The following is a 17,588-nucleotide window of genomic DNA, read 5'->3' on the forward strand; positions in this document are numbered from 1 at the left end:
CACGAGCTGATCGACGCGAGCACGCCGGTGGGGCACAGACTGATCGACGCCACAGCGGTGCACCCGGAGCCGACCCCCGCCGCGGCGGGGGTCGGCTCCGGGTGCCGCTGCCCGCCCTGGAGAACTTCCTCAGCACGTCCTGGTGGCTGTCGCAGACCATGGCCCTGGCCCCGACCGGCGGTGCCCGGCGAGATTGCGGGTGCCGCGGCTGCGCAGGGCGTCGTTTCGAGGGCCAGCTTGCGGATGCCCTCCTCGTACGGCGGGCTGACTTCTCCCCGCACGTCTGCCGCGTCGACATCAGGTCCCGGGCTCACAACCTGGTGCGTGATGCCTGGGGCAACGCGTCCCGGGCGAAGCGGGCCTATCGGAGCACTGTTGGTTTCCCTGGCGGCTTGCCGGTGGCGGCGATGGAGTTGTCCGGCAACCGGCAGGAAAGATTCTGGCCCGCTTGCCCGCTTCCGCACCTCTCGTTTCAGGCTGTTTAAGAGCTCGTAACACGATCTTGTTGAGGAGTCCTGGCCGGGCGTGACCGATGTGACGATTCGGCCGTTCGGGAGGGCGTGAGTACTCGGCCGTGGATCGTGGATGACGACTTGTGGACGCTGATCGAGCCGCTGTTGCCGCCCTGGCCGGAGCGATCTCCGGGGCCTCGGCCGGTGGCTGACCGGCTGTGTCTGCAGGGCATCCTGTACGTGCTCCACAAGGACATAGCCTGGCAACTGCTGCCCTTGGAGCTGGGGTTCGGCTTCGGACAGACCTGCTGGCGGCGTCTGGAGCGGTGGCAGCAGGCCGGGGTCTTCGACCGACTGCACCGCATTCTGCTTGCCGAGCTGAATGCGGCCGGCGAACTCGACTGGTCGAGGGTGAGTGTGGACGGCTCCCACATCCGCGCGAAAAAAGGGGAGCCGACACCGGTCCGTCACCGGTCGACCGCCGGAAGACGGGCAGCAAGCACCATTTGAGTTGCGACGGACGCGGCACCCCGCTCAAGGTCATCACCACCGCGGCGAACGTCAACGACGTCACCCAGACCCTCGCCCTGGTCGACGCCATCCCGCCGGTGGCCGGGCGCCCCGGCCGGCCACGCCGCCGCCCCGATTCGCTGCTCGGGGACAAGGGCTACGACTCCAACCCACACCGCAAAGAGCTGCGCAAGCGGCGGATCCTGTCGGTGGGACGTCGTCCCCGTACACCAAGGAGCGTCGCCATCAGCAAGCCGATCTCGACATGAAGAACCTGGCCTTCATCAGGCTGCTGCACCGCCAGGGCATCGAGCAGTCGCTCCTTCCCGAGCCGCTCTCCTTCACCTCGGTCCTGACGTTCCACGACGCCGTGGAAATGTTCCTCATCGTCACAGCCGAGCACCTGGGCGCCATCGTGAGGGACCGGGACCCGTTCATCAAAAGGTTCTTCGAGGGGCTACACCCGGACACCTTCCCCGGCGGGGTCGAACTCCAGGGACAGTACGGGATCAAGCGCCTGAACGATCTGCGCAACGGGTTCAAGCACACGGCTGGCTCCCCCGGCCCGGTGGCCATCACGGACGCGAAAGCCGACACCGTCCGCTTCTTCGAAGAGAACACCCCCGCGTCTTCGGCCTCGTCTTCGACGATCTGGCGTCGACCTGCCGGCTACCGCCTCGCAGGGCCTCGTGATGCACGCGGAGTTCCTCGGCCAATCACGGGCTTCGGCTCGGCGATCTGGCACGTCCCGACCGTAAGCTCACGCAAGTCCGGCAGGCACTTTTTCGGAGCAGGCAAGTCAGAGTTCCTCGCACAGGTTGCTGACGTGCTGTCACGGCCCACATCCCGGCATCTCTGATTACAAACACACTCAGAGAACTCCCTGGTGATGGTCTGTAGCGCCTACGAGCCATCACCAGGGAGAACCCGTAATATGCGAGATGATGGGTGAAAATGCACCAAGTGCGACAATTCCTTCCCGGAGTGGCTCAAAGATCTGGGTGGTTGCGGCCGGTATCAGCTTTGCGCTGGCGGCATCCCTCACTCTGGCCAATGCCTTAGGCGCAAAACCCGGCCGGGCAGCGACCCTCATCGGTGTCCTGGTCGGCCTGACCGGCTTTCTGGGGTCCGTCACCCAGCTTCTGCGGGAGAAACTGGCCGAGGTGCCTCGGTGGCAGCGCGCTACATACGCAGTCGTCATCGGGTGTGTCTTTGCCGGCGGGGTCGCGGTACTCCTGCGCTTCCAGGCCCCACCGCCCCCGCTGCCGCGGCTGACCGGACCTCAAGACGTGGCCGTTGTCGGCTTCAAGGACCATGGCTCCGGGCAAGACCAGCAGATTTTGGACGATGTCTCCTCGACCTTTGCCCAGGCCCTGGGCAAGGCCCTTCCCAAGGGCACAGTCGTACGCGACTACGCAACGCAGTACGCGCTTCCGTTGACCGAACTACTCCACGGCGATCACCGCCGACTCGACAGCCGCACCCGAAAGTTTGTCGGGCAGTCCAACGCGGCCGTCCTCCTGGGCGGCATCGTCACCCCCGGTTCCGGCGGGCAGATCAACGTCCGCCCAGCGGTCTATGTCCGCGCCGACCAAGTGCCCGACGCCCCCGAACTTGCCGGCTGGTACACAAGCGAACCGGTCCCCGCCGACCAGAGCCTCAGCTTTGCTCACAGTCGCAACGCCCTGGTGGCCGAGCTGGTCCGGCAAGCCAGCGGTCTTGCCCAGTTCACCTCCGCCCTGGACGCCTGGCGCTCAGGCCGCACCACCGAAGCCGTAGCCGGCTTCGCCCGGCTGCTGCCCGGCAAAGGGACATCGGACCTTAACTCCGGCTCCGGATTCGTCACCACCGACCTTGTCCACCTGTTCCGGGGCCACGCCCTGGAACAGACCACTGTCAACGGGCAGGCGGCTTCGCGTTCCGCGCTGGAGGCCGCCGGCGCCGACTACCGTGCTATCCCGGCGGACTCTCCCATCCGGCTCCGGGCACAGCTCAGCCTGGCCGACAACATTTATCTGCGCGCTGTGACTGCGACAGACTGCGCTCCCGGAGCCCTGCGTGACACGGACATTGTCGGCGTCACCTCCACCCTCCGACGGCTGATGTCCGATGCGAACTTCACCACGCTGGGCCGCCTCAAAGCCGCGGTCAACCTGGCCCAGGTGGAGTACTGCCGGATCAATGCGGGCCTCACCAAGGACGACGGAACCATCGATGCCGTTGTGCGGCGCGTCCGGGCCGCAGGGCCCGGCGTAGGCATTCGCGAGCTGAAGGCGCTAGCCGCTTCCATCGCCGCCCAGCGCGAGGCGGACCGAGGGCACCTAGAGGCCGCGATCTCCGGCATCCGCCAGGCACTCGCGTTGGAGAGCCATTTCGTCAGGCGCGCCCAGTGGCTTGGATGGCTGGCCGCCTGGGCCTTCGCTCGGTGCGATCTGGTCACCGGAGACCAGGCCGCGCGGGATTCTCTCGACCAACTGCGTAATGCCTTCCGCACCGGTGCCGCGAGCCGGCAGGACTACGAGACGGACCGCAAGTACCTCGATCAGCAAAGGAACCAGGCCCGCGCGCAGTGCGGGTCTGGGAGCGCACGGTGAGCACAGGAAAGGAAATTCTGATGAAGCGTCGACAACTAGCCGGGTGGCTGGTGCTGCTGTTTATCGCCGCCGTTGGATGCGGCTCGGCCACCCAGGACGCCACACGTCGAACGAACACGACAACAGGAGCCGCAGCGGAGAGCCGACAAGCCGCAGGCGCACGTACATCCAAGCCGCGCAAGGGCCCAAAACTACAAGGGAAGTTCAGAAACCTCGCGGCAGGCGACGGCGCCGCCCCAGACTGTCAGCGGGATCTGTCCTCTCTGCCTGCGGGGTTCGCCACCTCGCCTGCCGTATGGATGAGCACAATCCAGGGCCCCAGCAACCTCGTGTTCAATCGCGAAAATGCGCTGTGCCTGCACGGATTCACGGCCCAGCGAGCGGTCACCGTCACCATCTCTGACGGTCGCCACGGCTACACCACCACCGCGCAGCCCACCACCGGCGAGCTCACCTTCGACCAGTACGAGCCTCCAGAGTCGCTCTTCAACGGTGCGCGGTTGCGGGTGTACGACATCGGCAACGGCATGATGCAAAGTGAAACCTGGGACTTCGTCCCCCAGTCCACCGCCCGTGAAAGCCTGGCGGCAGCAGGCCACTTCACCATCACCGCCTCCCAGGGGAGCACCACCGCCTCTTACACGCAGTCGGTTGCCGTACCGACGAACCCAGAACGGGCACGGCTGCGCGGTGAGGACAAGCGCCGACTGGTAGTCGACGGTTTCAAGCAGGGAGATACGATTCCCATCGGGCTCTACCGCTTGGCTGCCGGGGCCAGCGACCAGGCGACCCTCGTCCGACAGCTCGGCAGCGTCGTAATGCCCCGCTCGCGCACCGCCGTCTTCGCCGTCCCACAATCGGCGGCGGGCAGTACATACTGCGTCACGGTACCCCTGGCTACGCAGTACAACTGTCCGTCCTTCTGATCCTCTGGTCGGGGTATGACCGGCGTCACCTTCCCGGAGCCGACCACGGCAGTTCAGTCCTGGAGCCGTGGCCGACCCATCAGGTCGACGATCCTGCGACGGAGCAGAGCGCCGCACTCGGTGTCACGAAGGCTTCTCAATACAAGAGGGGGCTGAAGGCGGAGGATTGGGCGGAGATCGGCGAACCTCCTCTCCCAGCTCATCGCCTCCCGCTACGAGCAGGACGCCGTCATGGTGACTTCGAACCTGCCCTTTGGAAAAGCGCACATGTTCCGGCGAACCCGTGCCAGGTGCTGCCGAAAATCACGGGTTCGTTGGTGTCGAGGAGGCTGCCCAGGCGCCTCGATGTTCGCGCCACGCGGTCCTGAGGGCTTCGAGTTCGGCTCGGGGGAAGTGCTCACCCCACTTGCCGCGGTATGTGCTCTCGCCGTACTCCCTCACGACCTCGTCGAAGCAGCGGATCACTGCTCGGGCAACGACGTCGATGTTCTGCTGGGTGGACCAGATCTCGGTCCCCCTGTTGTCGTGGGCGCTACCGTTGGCCAGCTCGAGTAGGCGGATCCACACGTTGGTGCCTTCACGGTAGAAGATCCATCGGAAGGCGGTGGGCTCGGCCTCGAACTGCGCTCGGCATTCTGTCTCGCCGACGATCAGCCGGGTTACTGCCGTCAAGAGATCTTCGGGGGCAGTGGTGATATAGGAGGCCGTGACTTCGGCTTCCGCCTGGTGGTCGCTGACGATGCAGTCGGCCCAACCACGTCCGGACAGGACCCAGGCGAGTCGCAGGTGGGCCATCCTCGATCCCTTCTTTCGGCCGCGGGTTCCCTGTGCTGATTACCGAGGGCCCTCGCACCCGTCCGAGTCTGGGACACGGTGAGACTGCTGACCAGCGGATTCTCTGACGTTGGCTGACGATCAGTGATCGGGCGGCGCCCGGGGTCGACATGGTCGGCGAGATAGATCAGGGTGGCTTGCGGGTCCATGCCGAAGGCCGCGGCGACGAGCTTGGGATCCATGGTGTTCACCAGGTCGACGAGCCGGGTGCCGTGCCCGGCGGGGGCCGGAATACCATCTGCCCCCCGTGGAGGGCCGTTCGCCGTACTGCCGCCGTCACGGACGCGCGAGCGTGAGCAGCCCCCTGTACGGCCGTGGCGGGCGGGGAGCTCCTGCTGCCGCGATCCGGCTGAGGCCGCCAAGCTGGTCAGCCCTGCACGCAACGCCGTGGCGGAGCGTGTATCAAGATCCGCCCGCAGCCAGGCATCGACCGTCTTCTTGTACGGCTCCATCCGTGGCGACGTCCGTACCGGCCGACGCCTCGGGGTGGGCACCGGCGAGGCCAGTGCCTCGCGCACGAGTCGGCGGTGGACTCCGTACTTCCGCGACAGGGCCCGGATCGACATCTGCCGCTGCCAGCTGTACCGCCGGATCCGGTCAAACAACTCCTGTTTGGATAAAGACATCCACGCCACCGCCCCTGCCGGAGACCATGGAAACCGTCTCACCGCAAGAGCCGGGGTGGGGCCACCTCGCCCCGTCACCACCCCTCAATGCGTCCGTGTGACGACCCGTCAACTGGGGCCAGCGGAAGCCAACATGCCGGAGCCGCTGACCGACGTCAGAGCCAGCCACGATCGCCAAGGGCGTGCACCCCCTCAGCTACGGCGACTGGTGCACCGCATCGAGGCCGGCGCGGGAAAAGCACCTGCCCGGCTACACCGGCTCCGACGTCACCCGCCGCGGCCCCGACACCGAGAAAGACGCCTGCTACAGCGTCGCCCAACTGCAGGACCTACTCGATGAGTGGCTGGTGCACTACCACCACCGCCCCCACGAAGGCCTGCGCCACCCGATGATGCCCCGCAAAGCCCTCACACCGAACCAGATGTGGGCCGCGCTCGTCGCCGTCGCCGGACACGTTCCCGTCCCGCTCACCGGCCGCGACTACCTCGAACTGCTGCCCGTACGCTGGCAGGCCATCACCCCCGCCGGCATCACCATCCACCACCGCACCTACGACGCGGATCTCCTCGCCCCCTACCGCGGCCAGCCCTCCCCCGTCGCCGGCCGGAGCGGGAAATGGGAGATCCACTACAACCCCCACGACGTCCGCCAGATCTGGATCCGCCTCACCGACGGCGACCTCACCGAAATCCCCTGGATCCACCGCGACCACGTCCACCAGCCGTTCAACGACCACACCTGGCAGCACATCCGCACCCACGCCCACCGCAACAACCACGACGACAGCCAGCAGCACGAAGCCCACCTCGCCGACGCCCTCGACCAGCTCATGCGCCGCGTCCACAGCGGCCACGCCACCACCACCGAACAAGCCCTCCTGGCCCGCGCCACCACGCTGCCGGTTCCCGCCGCACGGCACCCGCAATACGGCACCGACCCCACCACCGGCGAGCCGGCGCAACACGGCGAGGACGACAGCATCGACGACCTCGACGACCTCCCCGAGGACGACACCCGCCCCACCGCGGCCGCCGGATTCGGGCTCTACGACGCATACGAGGAAGCCGACAAGTGGTGAACACCCGCCCCCATCCCGCAGCGCACCAACCGCGCAGCGCACCCGCCGACGCGGGCAGCGGCCACACGGCCGAGCCGTCCTGGCCCCTGACCACCTGGCAGGGCTGGCAGCGCTTCGCCACCACCGAGCCGCCCGCCCCGCCCCAGCCCGGCGAGGCGCCCCGCAGCCTTGAGGAACGCCTCGCCTACCACTCCGCGTTCGTCACCATCCGCACCCCCGCCATCAGCCAGCTCGCCACCCAGGTCCGCACCCTGATGATCCTCGGCCGCCACCAGCAGACCACCGCACGGCCCTCCCTCATCGTCACCGGACCCGCCGCAGCCGGGAAAACCACCGCCCTCCTCAACGTCGGCCGCACCTGCCACCTCGCCCACACCCGCAAAAACCCCGCACCGCCCGGATCAGCCCACGGCGAGGCACCCGTGGCGTACGTCCTGGTCCCGCCCGGCGCCACCGCGAAAACCCTCATCACCGAGTTCGCCCGCTACCTCGGCATCCCCGTCACCACCCGCATGACCCAGACCCAGATCACCGACGCCGTCTGCCACACCTACACCCAAGCGGGCGTCCAACTCGTCCTCATCGACGAGATCCACCGCCTCAACCCCCGCACCACCACCGGCGCCCAGGCCGCCGACCTGCTCAAAGACCTCACCGAACGCCTGCCCGCGACCTTCGTGTACGCCGGCATCAACGTCACCGACACACCCCTGTTCAGCGGCACCCGCGGCGCCCAGCTCGCCGGCCGCGCCACCCTCATCACCTGCGGTCCCCTCCCCGCCCGCCACGGCACCCGCCAGCCGTTCCGCGACGTCATCACCGACATCGAGAACGCCCTCGACCTCCACCACCACAAACCCGGCACCCTCCCTCGGCACGCCCCCTACCTCCACCAGCGCACCGCCGGCCGCATCGGATCCCTCACAAGGCTTATCCGCCAAGCAGCCATCACCGCCATCCACGACGGCACCGAAGGCATCACCAAAGCTGCCCTCAACGCGGTACAACTCGACCACCTCGCCGAACAACACAACCGCCCCACCCGTGCCCGCTAACCCCCACCCCACCGAACAGGCAAAACAGCCCTGACCAGCAAAAACACCAACCGATCCTTTACACGCTAGCGAAACCCACAACGAGCCCGGCCCCACTCAGCACACACAACACAACCCCAGCTCACACCTCGAACTACCCGCTGGAACCGCGCACCCGGCCTCTCTCAACGAACCCACAACACACCAGGCCAGCAAGCCCGCGACACACCAACAAACCCCCCTCCGAGCGTTAGGTTGCCTCCCAGCTCGTGCCCCAGATGATCAACCCGTCTGGTGTCCCCCACACAGTCGTGATGTGTCTGTCCCCTGAAATGGCCGCGCTCGCCGCCTGGCTGGAGGCGCCTCTCGCCGAACCGGACGGCACCGGACAGGGGCTGCTGCGGCTGCCCGGCTCCGACGCGTTCATGCAGGCCTGGATTAGCCGCCTACGTGAACTCAGCGCCCGCGGCCTCTCAGTGTCAGCGATCTTGAAGGATGACCGGGCGATAGCGGCGACGGTCATTGGGCTGCGGCCGCAACCCCAGAGGGGTCCCGTTCAGATGGAGGACGGGGGCGTGTGTGGTCCGGCCCGTTATCTGACGCGGGCTGGCAGGAGTTGGGTGTTCTCCAGGCCCAACTCGGTAGTGGCCTCGTCAATGCTGGCGCGCAGGGGATCGCCGTCGATCAGAGGGCTCATCACGGTGGCGGTCTGCAGGAGCGCCAGGGCCAGCTGGATGATGTCGGCGTGGCCAAGGTCGGCGGCTTCCTGTCGGATCTGCAGGGAGCCGTCGATCATCTGCTCGACGTATGCGCTCGCGGTGGAGATGGTTGTGTGCGAGAGCGAGGAGAGGTGCGAGTAAACGGGGTAGACGTCGGCGACGTCGTAGCGGTCCAGCATGTCGTAGAAGTTCGTCAGCTCGTGCTTGAGCTTGTCGTGGAGGGTCTGTTCGGCCAGGGTGCGGACAGGCGGGGCCTGCTGCTGGGCGGCGGCCTGGTCGATCACGGCACGGAACTCGTCCGCGTTGGGCCAGCCGGTTTCCTCCAGTTTCCTACACAGCTTCTCGCGCTCCTCGTCGCCGCGGGCGACGAGGGCATCGACGGCGGCATCTCCGTTGTCGACGAGCCAGTTGATGGCGTACGCGTGGTTGAGGATGTTGCGGACCATCGGTGCCGCTTCGAGGGTGAAGCCGCGCTCGGTGAGCAGCAGGACGGCCTCGGAGGTACGGCAGACCAGACGCCACCAGCTGTAGACCGGGCCGAACACCCGCACCTTGTCGGCAGGCACCCGCACGCCGTTGGCGATGGCCGCGTCGGCGCCCTTGAGGAGGCTGGCGGCCGTCGACCGGGCGCGGTCGGCGGACTCCTGGTCGTTCGCAAGGGTCGTCACACCGAGGACTCTAGGGTTGCGTGGCGGGCGGCACGATCGGTTTGATGCGGCTTCGAAGAATGCACAGACGCGCCCTCGTCGGGGAGCGACTTATCCGAGCATCTCCTCGGGGCCGGTAACGGTGCGGCGGGGCGGGGGCGGCTCACGCCGTGCCCTGTCTTCGCTCAGCACCCTCTGCCGTGCCTGCCGCCACAGGATCTGCTCGTCCGACGGCACGCCGAGCGCGCCGAGCACGGGACCGAAGAAGAGGTCGCCCGGCTGCAGCCCGGCCATAATGCGCTCGACAGCGGTGCCAGGAGCCCACAACCCGATACGGGCGGAGTGCTCTGAGATCTGCTGGTCGGTCGGAGACCCGGCAGCCAAGCGCAGGGCGCCCAGCGCGGCCACCAGATCGTCAACCGTGCGCAGCGCGTCCAACTCCTGGCGCAGTCGCCACAGGTGCGGCACCTTGCGCTGGATCCGTACGGGGCCGTTCAGGGTGATCACCCGGTCCCATGCCTGTACGCACTGGGAGCGCAGGGGTTCGTGGACTTCGACGGCGTCGAGGAAGGCACTGAACTGGTCCCGGTCGGCCGGGATCGTCCTCTTGGTGACGAGGCGGTGCGCCGTGGAGTGCCCGAGCCGGCCGTCCGTACGATGCTCCATCTCGCTCATCGACGGGGCGCCGTTCTTCTCGTACAGCTCCTCGACGAGCGCGGCCAGGTCGACGACGGTGCGCACCAAATGCGCGGCGGGAGCCTGGGGGCGGGGGCGGTCGGCCAGCCGCTGGTGGTAACGAGCCTGCCTCCACAGGTCGATGGCCTCCTGCTCGGGTCCGCCGCAGTGGGTGACGGCGTCCCGCACGACGTCCCGGCGCGGCGGGCGGCGACCGGAAGCGGCATTGCGCAGGGTGGCGGCGGACCAGCCGGTGGCGTGCGCGAGATCCTCGTACGTCAGACCCGCCGTCGCGCGCCATGTGCGCTGGAAGTCGGCGAGCCGGCCGACGGCGGGCACCTTCCGGACGACTGGGTTCTCCTTGCGTCCCACGGCCGTTCACTCCTCCCCGGCGAGTCTGCCGAGCTTCCGGATCCAGGCCCGTACGGGGATCCGGCCCGTCGCCGACGCCAGGATCACTGCTGCCAGTCCACCCACAGCGGCGACCATCCGCATGACCTCGCCGAAGGTCGACCCGGTGAGATACAGGACCACTGCCGTGGCGAAGACGACGGTCATCATGGCGGCCTCGGCGCCGTTGAGCCGCTTACTCCCCTCGCCTCCGGGCGAGGAGGCCGGGCTGGCCGGGGGCACGTCGGCGGCGGCAACCGCACGCAGGGAAGGGGGCACGGGATTGTCCTCGGGGGACATCACAACTGGCTCCTGGATGACAGGGGCTCCGGCAGCGGGGCCCGACGAGGTTGGGGGAAGCGGCGCCGGATCGCGGGGCCAAGCCGACCGACCGGCACGTGTCGTCATCGTTGCAGTCATCGGGCCAAGTCCCATACCGAAAACGGGCTGTTGAAACGGGTTCCGCAAGGTGCATCCCAGTAGTCCGGACGCCGCTTCGAGGGACCCACGGCCTCGTGCCCGGCGCACGCAGGAGACCGATCGCGCGGGCAGCTGTGCTTGTTGCGTACGCCGCCCGGTCCCCCGGGCCCGCACATTCCGCAGCTGTCATCCCAACCCTGCGCCGCCCCGGGGCCCCGGCCTGGGCCGAAACGCGTCTCCTCGCGCTCGGCAAGCCGACCGGCGCGGCCACAGCAAGGAAACGAGGAGGTGCGGGCGGGACGAGACCGCGTCCGCGGGCGCCCTTGTGCTGGTGCGGTGCGGGCAGACAGGCCTGACGCCTGCCGGAGCCGGGCGACCACAACGCGGAAGTGGAAGCCCTGCCGGTCATGCTGCACCCCAGCCAGTTCAGCGACGCCAGGGCCATCGCAGTGCCGGGCATGCGTGTCGTCACCCCGGCCTTGTTCAAGAACCTGAAGGACGCCGTGACGTGCTACGCCTGTGCGCTCGCCAGCAGCCCCGACCGCTGGACAGACGGACAGCCCGTCCGCGGACAGCGCGCACCACAAGCTCGCCTGCGGTGAGGGCCCACAGGCTGAACTCCCCGGCGTCGACACGATGCGTCCCATCCGGCGGGTAGGGGCCTCGCCTCGGATGGGCAAGGACAAAGAGGGTCTTGGCGAGGGAGTAGACATCGGCCCGCTCGCCGCGATCACGGCTGTCAGCGCTGCGCATCTCGGGGGCGATGAAGTTGGCGGGCCCGAGCTTCTCCCCGGCCCGGGTCATGCGGGCGGGGGCTATGAGCGAAGGCCGCGATCCCGCTCGCTTTTGCGCGGCAGTCTCATGAGCCGATGCAGTCCCGCCGTCACCACGGCGCCGAAGCGGTCGCTGCGGCACGATCCTGCCAGCCCCATGACCAGCACAAACCCATCCACCGAACCACGTCACGGCCTCTAGTGATCAGCAACGGATTTGTCAGAGGGCAGCGAGGCCAGCAGATAGGCGGGGCCGGCGTCGGGGTCCTGGGCCAAGCCGAAAAGGGCGACAAGTCCTGTCCAGATACAGCACAATCATGATCCGGCCGACGACCCGGAAACCCGGACCGTGTGCCGATGGTCGACGGATGCCGGCACGCAACGGGCCGGGCGGAGTGGGGAACGATGCGGGCAGTGGAGATCGTCGGGGTGCACGGGATCGGGCAGTCCAGGACCTCAGGGGAGCAGTTGACCCGGGACTGGGGGAAGGCGCTCGGGCGCGGCATCAAGGAGTTCACGGACCAGCCCGACCGCCCGGCCACGCTCCGCATGCCACACTGGACTTCCCTGCTCGCCAAGGGCACGGATCGGTTGGGGCCGCAGGACGACCTCTACGGCGCGTCGATGACACCGGCGGAGGAACAGTTCGTAGCGGAGGCTCTCGGTGACGTCGTCGGGCCGCAGGACCTGGCCTACGCCGAGGAACAGCCGCTGGCCGTACTGGGCCCGCCGAAGCTCTGGCCGCCCCGGATCACCCGACTGCTGATGGCCTATGACCACCGCTTCCCCGGCGGCGGCGGGCGGTTCTTCGTCCAGCGGATGCGGGAAGTCCGCTCCTATCTGACGGAGCCGAACCTGGCCGTCAAGGTCCGCGCACTCGTCCGGGACCACGTCACCCCGACCACCTCCGTGGTCATCGGCCATTCGCTCGGCAGCGTCATCGCCTACGACCTGTTCCGCCACGAGGGCGACGCCGGGGGCCGGACGCCCGGAGATGTCCCCGGGCCCGCCGTCCACACCCTCATCACCTGTGGTTCCCCACTGGGTATCCCCTCGGTGCGGCGGCTCATGAAGATCGAGGACGGCGACCACCTGCGTCTGCCCGAGCACGTCCGGTGGATCAACGTCTACGACCCAGACGACGTTGTCACCGGCGGCGCCGGGCTGCGCCGGGTGGCGCCGGGGCTGGTCGATGCCGCGGTCCGCAACGGCGCGGGCGACCCCCACAGTGCCGTGCGCTACCTCCGCAGCGAGCCGGTGGCCCGCGCAGTGGCGGGCGGCCGACCATGACGCGCGACCCGGTCACCGGCACGTACGCCCGTCGCCTCCTCGTCATAGCCGTCACCGAGTACGACGACGGGACGCCGGCACAGCAACAGGAGTTCAACACGGGCGTCTCGGCGCAGGTGACCGTCGTAGAGGGCTGGTGGGCCGATCCCGGCCTCGACGACGGGCGCCGCTTCTCCCCCGCCCGGCCCAAACAGCTCCATAACCTGAGGGACCTGCGCGAGTTCCTCCTGGACGAGGAACTCGCCGAGGTAGACGACGACGAAGCCCTCGTCGTCTACATCACCGGCCACGGTCTGGCCCCCGCCAACTCCCCACAGCACTTCCTGCGCTTGCCCGACTCCTACGAGGACCGGCCGCTCAGCACTGCCTTCCCAACCGCCGAACTGATCGCGACCGTGCTCGACTCCCGGGCCACGCACGCCCTAGTGATGGTCGACTCCTGCTTCTCCGGCAGGCTCGAAACCGAGCTCAAGGCCAACCTGAAGGCTCTCCGAGAGGGGCGCCGCTCGCTCGGCTCGCTCGTCGTACTCGCGGCCGGGAACGACGAGAGCAGACCCCGGCTCGGTCAGTTCACCAACCTGCTCCGGGCCGCCCACGAATACTGCTCCGACCAGGCCAACGGCTACGCCGGGTCCCACCTCAGCTGGCAGGACTGGAAGGGCATCGTCGGCGCGGTGTTCGATGCGAACACCATGGCCGACGTCCACGAGATCTGGCCGACCCCGTCCGCCGCAGTCCAGAGGGCGCACCAACAGCCGAGCCCCTGCCTTCCGAACCCCAGCTACACGGCCGTCGAACCCGTACTCGGTGCCTCCCTCAGCCAGGTCGGGTGGACCCGGACCGAGCTCGACACGTACTGGATCTCACGCGCCGCCGGTCAGCCGGGAGCCGGCGCCCCCGGCTGGTACTTCACCGGGCGCACCGAGCTGGTCAAGCGGGTGCTCGCGTTCCTGGTCGGCACCGAGAACGTACTCATCGTCACTGGCGAGGCCGGCTCGGGGAAGTCCGCCCTCCTGGCCCGCATGGTGACCCTCAGCGACGCCCGTTTCCGCGCGGACCCGCACTACGGTCCGCTCATCGCCGACATCCCCGAGGAACTCGACGTCCCGGTGGGGTCGGTGGACGCGGCCCTCCTCGCTCGCAACTCCGATCCGGACGAACTCGCCCAGACCCTGTACGAGGCGCTCGGCGGCTCCCCGAGCGTCTTCGGCACGGCGCGTACGGCACGCCCCCGGACGGCATCCAGCGGGCCGGCGAAGCCCCTGGAGGAGGGTCCAGTGGTGGCCCTGTGCAAGCTCGTAGAGGAGCTCGCCCTGCTGCGGGGACGGCCCCTGACCCTCGTGGTCGACGGCATCGACGAGGCCAGAAACCCGACGCGCGTCATCACCGACCTGCTCCGCCCCCTCACCCAACTGCGCATGGAAACGGACGGACGTCCCGCTGTCCGGCTGCTTCTGGGCGTCCGCAGCCCCAGGAAGTACACGACGGTCGCCGAGAGCGAAGCGCGGCGCCCCTCCACCTCAACCCCCACAGCCCCTTCCACCGACCTGCTCGGGCTTCTCATCCGGGCCACTCACTCCGGGAACCTGATTCGCACGGACGACGTCGAGGCGACCATGGGCGACATCGCCGCGTACGTCCGCGCGCTGCTCCAGGCCCCGTACGAAGGCCAAGGCGGCGCCGAGGAAGGGCGGCCGGAGCTCCTGGGGTTGGACCCCGCCCAGCCCCAGCTCCGGTACCAGCACCGCTCGCTGGCCGCAGCAGTCGCCGAAGAGGTGTCCCCGTCCTTCCTGGACGCCCGGATCGCCGCCGAGCGACTTCGCTCGATGCGTATTCTGCCGAGCCCCGACGACCCTCCGTGGCGCCGGACCCTGCGCAAGGGGACCGAGGCGCTCCTTCGCGAGGACCTCGGTGAGGTGGCCCGCTGGCACGACACCCCGGCCGAACACCTGATGACCGTGTTGCGGACGTCCGCCTTCGGGCAGGGGGCGGGACTGCCCTGGGCCGACATCTGGCCCGCCGCGGTGCGGGCGCTGTGCCTGACCCCCGTGGCCGACCCGGACGCGGTCATCCGCCAAGTGATGGCCAGTCGTCTCAACGGCTACCTGACCACCGCGGTCGAGGACGAGCGGACCGTGTACCGGCCGATCCACGAACGAATCAGCGAAACCCTCCGGTACTCACCGCAGTTCCTACTCGGTCTCCCGGACACGGACCCGGCGGAGCGTTTCCCCGAGATCTCGATCACCGCCACGCACGCGCAACTCGTATGGGCTTTCGGAGAGCTGCTCCCTCCGGCACCGGACCAGCCCCCACACCCGTACCTACGACGCCACCTCATCGCGCACGTCGCCGCCGCCGGGCTGGTCGACGACCTGCACGTCCCCTGGCGTTTCCTGCCATGGGAGACGAGCGGCACGGTCCGGGCAGCCCTCGGACTCCCCGCCGACTTCCACACCGGTGCCGCGTGCCTCGCCGCGTGGGCCCGTATCGAAGCGTTTCTGGGCGATGCAGGAGCGGCGGCCCGGGCCGACAGCCTCCGCCTGTCCCTCCTGGGCACGGCTGTCGGGCGTGGTGCCGCCGGGAACATGGTCGCGACACGGCCCCTACCCCTCTACCGCTCCGGCATCACACCGCGGTGGAGCCAACTGCGGGTGCCCGACAACCTCTTGGCACGTATGTCGACCCCTCTCGCCTCGCTGGTGTCCTTCACCCTTCCGGACGGCAGCCCGCTCGTCGCGGCGGGCGACCATGGTGGTGAGGTGCGCGTGTGGGACCCGCGCACGGGAACGGAGTTCGGCCTGCCCTTCCGGCCGGCCCCGTACGTACGCGCCCTGGCCGTGCTGACCGCCCCCGCGGAGAGCCCTTTGCTCGCGGTGGGCACCGCCCGCGGCGTCTGGATCTACGACCCGCAGAGCGGCGATGCGGCCCGGCTCCCGGTGACAGGAGCCGTGTTCGCCCTCGCCGCCTTCAGGACTAGGACCGGACGGGTCCGGCTGGCCGTCGGAACCGACACGGGACTGATCATCTGTGATCCCTTCGACGAGGAGACACCGGTCCTGCCTCTCAGGCCCCTCGACGGTGTGATGGGCCCCTCAGTCAAGGCGTTGGCGACGTTGCAGCTCCCCTCGGGCAGGACGCTGCTCGCCGCGGGCGGCAGGAACAGCACGTTCGAGGTCTTCGACGCCGAATCGCTCGACGTTGTCACCGTGGTACACGGGCAGGGCAGGGGAGTGGTCGCGCTCGCCCTGTACTTCGACCAGCAGGGCCGTCCCCGGCTCGCCGCGGCTTCGAGCACGACGCGCAGCGTGCGCACCTACGACGCGCTCACCGGCAAGGAGAACAAGGCAGCGCGCATCCCGCGGTCGGCGGCCTCCCTCGGGCCCTACCCCCATCCGGATTTCGGAGCACTGCTGGCACTCGGCGGAGCTGAAGGGGGGCCCGTGAGCCTCTGGGATCCGGCCACGGGGGAAGAGGTGTACACATCCCCGCCCGACCACACGGGAAGGGTCAAGGCCGTGGTCGCGGTCGATACGGGACAGCGGATGCCTCTCGTGGTGTCCGCATCGTTGGACCGGACGGTCCGGATCTGGAACCCCGCCGGGCGCACGTCGGAGCCGGAACTCGATCTGGAGGCGTCGGGAGACGGTTCCCTCCTAGCCGTGCTCCCCGGATCGGACGGCGGCCCCAGCCTGCTGACGCCCGCCCGCTCAGGTGCTGTCAGCATCCGATCGGCGGCGAGGGGGCAGCTGCAGCGTACGCAGCGGCGTCCCCAGCAGTTGACGTGGCCCGCCGAATGGCACTGCGACACGTTGACCGCCCTGGCCACCCACGTCTGGTCGGACGGGTCGGCGTCCGTCGTCATCGGCCTACAGAATGGCGTGATCGGCCGCTGGGACGAGCAGCGCGGCTGGCAGTCCCCTCCGGTGGACCAGAGCTGGCAGGCGGCGAGCGTGCGCTCTCTCGCCACGCTCTCCCTCTCCGGTGCTGACGACGTCGTCCTGGTTAGCGGCACGAGCGCGGGAAGCATCTGCTTCCATGATCTCGCCAGCGGCGAGCAGCGCTGGGAGCCCGTCCGCGAGGACGCGGCTGTGCGCGCCCTCGCGGCTCTGCCGAGCGAGACGGGCCCGCTCGTGGCCTTCTCTAGCGGTCGTACCGTGAGGTTCAGCCACGTCGGTGCGCCGTCGCACCTGCGCCTGCCCGGCCGCACGGGCCCCGTCCCTTCGCTCGCAGTCTGCCCCGCGGAGGACGGCAGTTCACTGCTGGTCACCGGCGGCAGCGACGGCTGCGTCCGGCTCTGGTCCCCGGACGCTCCTCGGACGGAGGCGTATCCCGTACTCGAGGGGCACCACGGCCCGGTCTCCGCCATCGGCCTTCTGTCGCCCACCCCCACCTCGCCACAACCGCTCCTCGCCACTGCGGGTTTGAGCGACACCACCGTGCGCCTCTGGAACCCGTGGACCGGGGAAGAGCTCACGCGGGTGGTCACCGGCACGCCCCTCACTTCCCTCTGCACCCTGCCCGACGGCAGCATGCCAGACACCACCGACCCGGCGATCGCCTTCGGCGGACCAGCGGGCCTGGCAGTTCTCACCGTCCGCCGCTAACAGCGGCTAACA

14 protein-coding genes are annotated in these 17,588 nt (G+C 68.9%); 10 read left to right on the forward strand and 4 right to left on the reverse strand.

From position 1 onward, the window contains the following. The first annotated feature begins 581 nt into the window (after positions 1-581). The 5 genes from ACFYZ8_RS05705 (at position 582) to ACFYZ8_RS05725 (ending at position 4,482) form a co-directional block, all read left to right on the forward strand. Positions 582-962: a transposase gene (locus ACFYZ8_RS05705; RefSeq protein ID WP_388531997.1), complete on the forward strand. Its 381-nt coding sequence runs from the start codon at positions 582-584 to the stop codon at positions 960-962. Beyond that, the gene (locus ACFYZ8_RS05710; RefSeq protein ID WP_388532137.1) at positions 854-1,231 is read left to right on the forward strand and encodes a transposase; all 378 of its coding nucleotides are present in this window, start codon (positions 854-856) and stop codon (positions 1,229-1,231) included. The genes ACFYZ8_RS05705 and ACFYZ8_RS05710 overlap by 109 nt, the downstream gene beginning before the upstream one ends. Beyond that, a complete protein-coding gene (locus ACFYZ8_RS05715; RefSeq protein WP_388531995.1) occupies positions 1,228-1,821 on the forward strand; it encodes a hypothetical protein in 594 nt (197 codons plus the stop codon). Before ACFYZ8_RS05710 ends, ACFYZ8_RS05715 begins: the two co-directional genes overlap by 4 nt. A gap of 142 nt (positions 1,822-1,963) precedes the next feature. Next, positions 1,964-3,556, forward strand: a complete 1,593-nt coding sequence (locus ACFYZ8_RS05720) for a hypothetical protein (RefSeq protein ID WP_388531993.1) — start codon at positions 1,964-1,966, stop codon at positions 3,554-3,556. Next, entirely contained in the window at positions 3,553-4,482 is a 930-nt protein-coding gene (locus ACFYZ8_RS05725; RefSeq protein WP_388531991.1) for a hypothetical protein, read from the forward strand. The genes ACFYZ8_RS05720 and ACFYZ8_RS05725 overlap by 4 nt, the downstream gene beginning before the upstream one ends. A gap of 303 nt (positions 4,483-4,785) precedes the next feature. Here ACFYZ8_RS05725 and ACFYZ8_RS05730 read toward each other — a convergent pair whose 3' ends face one another. Then, the gene (locus ACFYZ8_RS05730) at positions 4,786-5,277 is read right to left on the reverse strand and encodes a hypothetical protein (RefSeq protein WP_388531989.1); all 492 of its coding nucleotides are present in this window, start codon (positions 5,275-5,277) and stop codon (positions 4,786-4,788) included. Between the two features lie 847 nt (positions 5,278-6,124). On the opposite strand from ACFYZ8_RS05730, the gene ACFYZ8_RS05735 reads away from it, so the two are divergent. Beyond that, positions 6,125-7,021: a Mu transposase C-terminal domain-containing protein gene (locus ACFYZ8_RS05735; protein WP_388531987.1), complete on the forward strand. Its 897-nt coding sequence runs from the start codon at positions 6,125-6,127 to the stop codon at positions 7,019-7,021. Between the two features lie 86 nt (positions 7,022-7,107). Continuing rightward, positions 7,108-8,076 carry a TniB family NTP-binding protein gene (locus tag ACFYZ8_RS05740; protein ID WP_388532135.1) on the forward strand — a complete coding sequence of 323 codons (969 nt, stop codon included), beginning with the start codon at positions 7,108-7,110 and terminating at the stop codon, positions 8,074-8,076. A 571-nt stretch (positions 8,077-8,647) separates the two neighbouring features. Here the strand turns inward: ACFYZ8_RS05740 and ACFYZ8_RS05745 are convergent. The 3 genes from ACFYZ8_RS05745 to ACFYZ8_RS05755 all read right to left on the reverse strand — a co-directional run bounded on the left by ACFYZ8_RS05745 (position 8,648) and on the right by ACFYZ8_RS05755 (position 10,786). Beyond that, the gene (locus ACFYZ8_RS05745; RefSeq protein WP_215171597.1) at positions 8,648-9,442 is read right to left on the reverse strand and encodes a DUF5677 domain-containing protein; all 795 of its coding nucleotides are present in this window, start codon (positions 9,440-9,442) and stop codon (positions 8,648-8,650) included. Positions 9,443-9,532: 90 nt separating this feature from the next. After that, positions 9,533-10,468, reverse strand: coding sequence for a helix-turn-helix domain-containing protein (locus ACFYZ8_RS05750; RefSeq protein WP_388531985.1), 936 nt, complete (start codon positions 10,466-10,468; stop codon positions 9,533-9,535). Between the two features lie 6 nt (positions 10,469-10,474). Next, positions 10,475-10,786, reverse strand: coding sequence for a hypothetical protein (locus tag ACFYZ8_RS05755; RefSeq protein ID WP_388531984.1), 312 nt, complete (start codon positions 10,784-10,786; stop codon positions 10,475-10,477). A gap of 527 nt (positions 10,787-11,313) precedes the next feature. Between ACFYZ8_RS05755 and ACFYZ8_RS05760 the strand changes: the two genes are divergently transcribed. From ACFYZ8_RS05760 to ACFYZ8_RS05770, 3 genes are all read left to right on the forward strand, one after another. Beyond that, positions 11,314-11,508, forward strand: coding sequence for a hypothetical protein (locus ACFYZ8_RS05760; protein WP_389049748.1), 195 nt, complete (start codon positions 11,314-11,316; stop codon positions 11,506-11,508). Between the two features lie 576 nt (positions 11,509-12,084). After that, positions 12,085-12,969: a hypothetical protein gene (locus tag ACFYZ8_RS05765; RefSeq protein WP_388531982.1), complete on the forward strand. Its 885-nt coding sequence runs from the start codon at positions 12,085-12,087 to the stop codon at positions 12,967-12,969. Beyond that, complete coding sequence (locus tag ACFYZ8_RS05770; protein ID WP_388531980.1) at positions 12,966-17,576, forward strand: AAA family ATPase; 4,611 nt, start codon at positions 12,966-12,968, stop codon at positions 17,574-17,576. The genes ACFYZ8_RS05765 and ACFYZ8_RS05770 overlap by 4 nt, the downstream gene beginning before the upstream one ends. Positions 17,577-17,588: the final 12 nt, after the last annotated feature.

The sequence above is a fragment of the Streptomyces sp. NPDC001668 genome, from assembly GCF_042893155.1.
Lineage (GTDB): Bacteria > Actinomycetota > Actinomycetes > Streptomycetales > Streptomycetaceae > Streptomyces.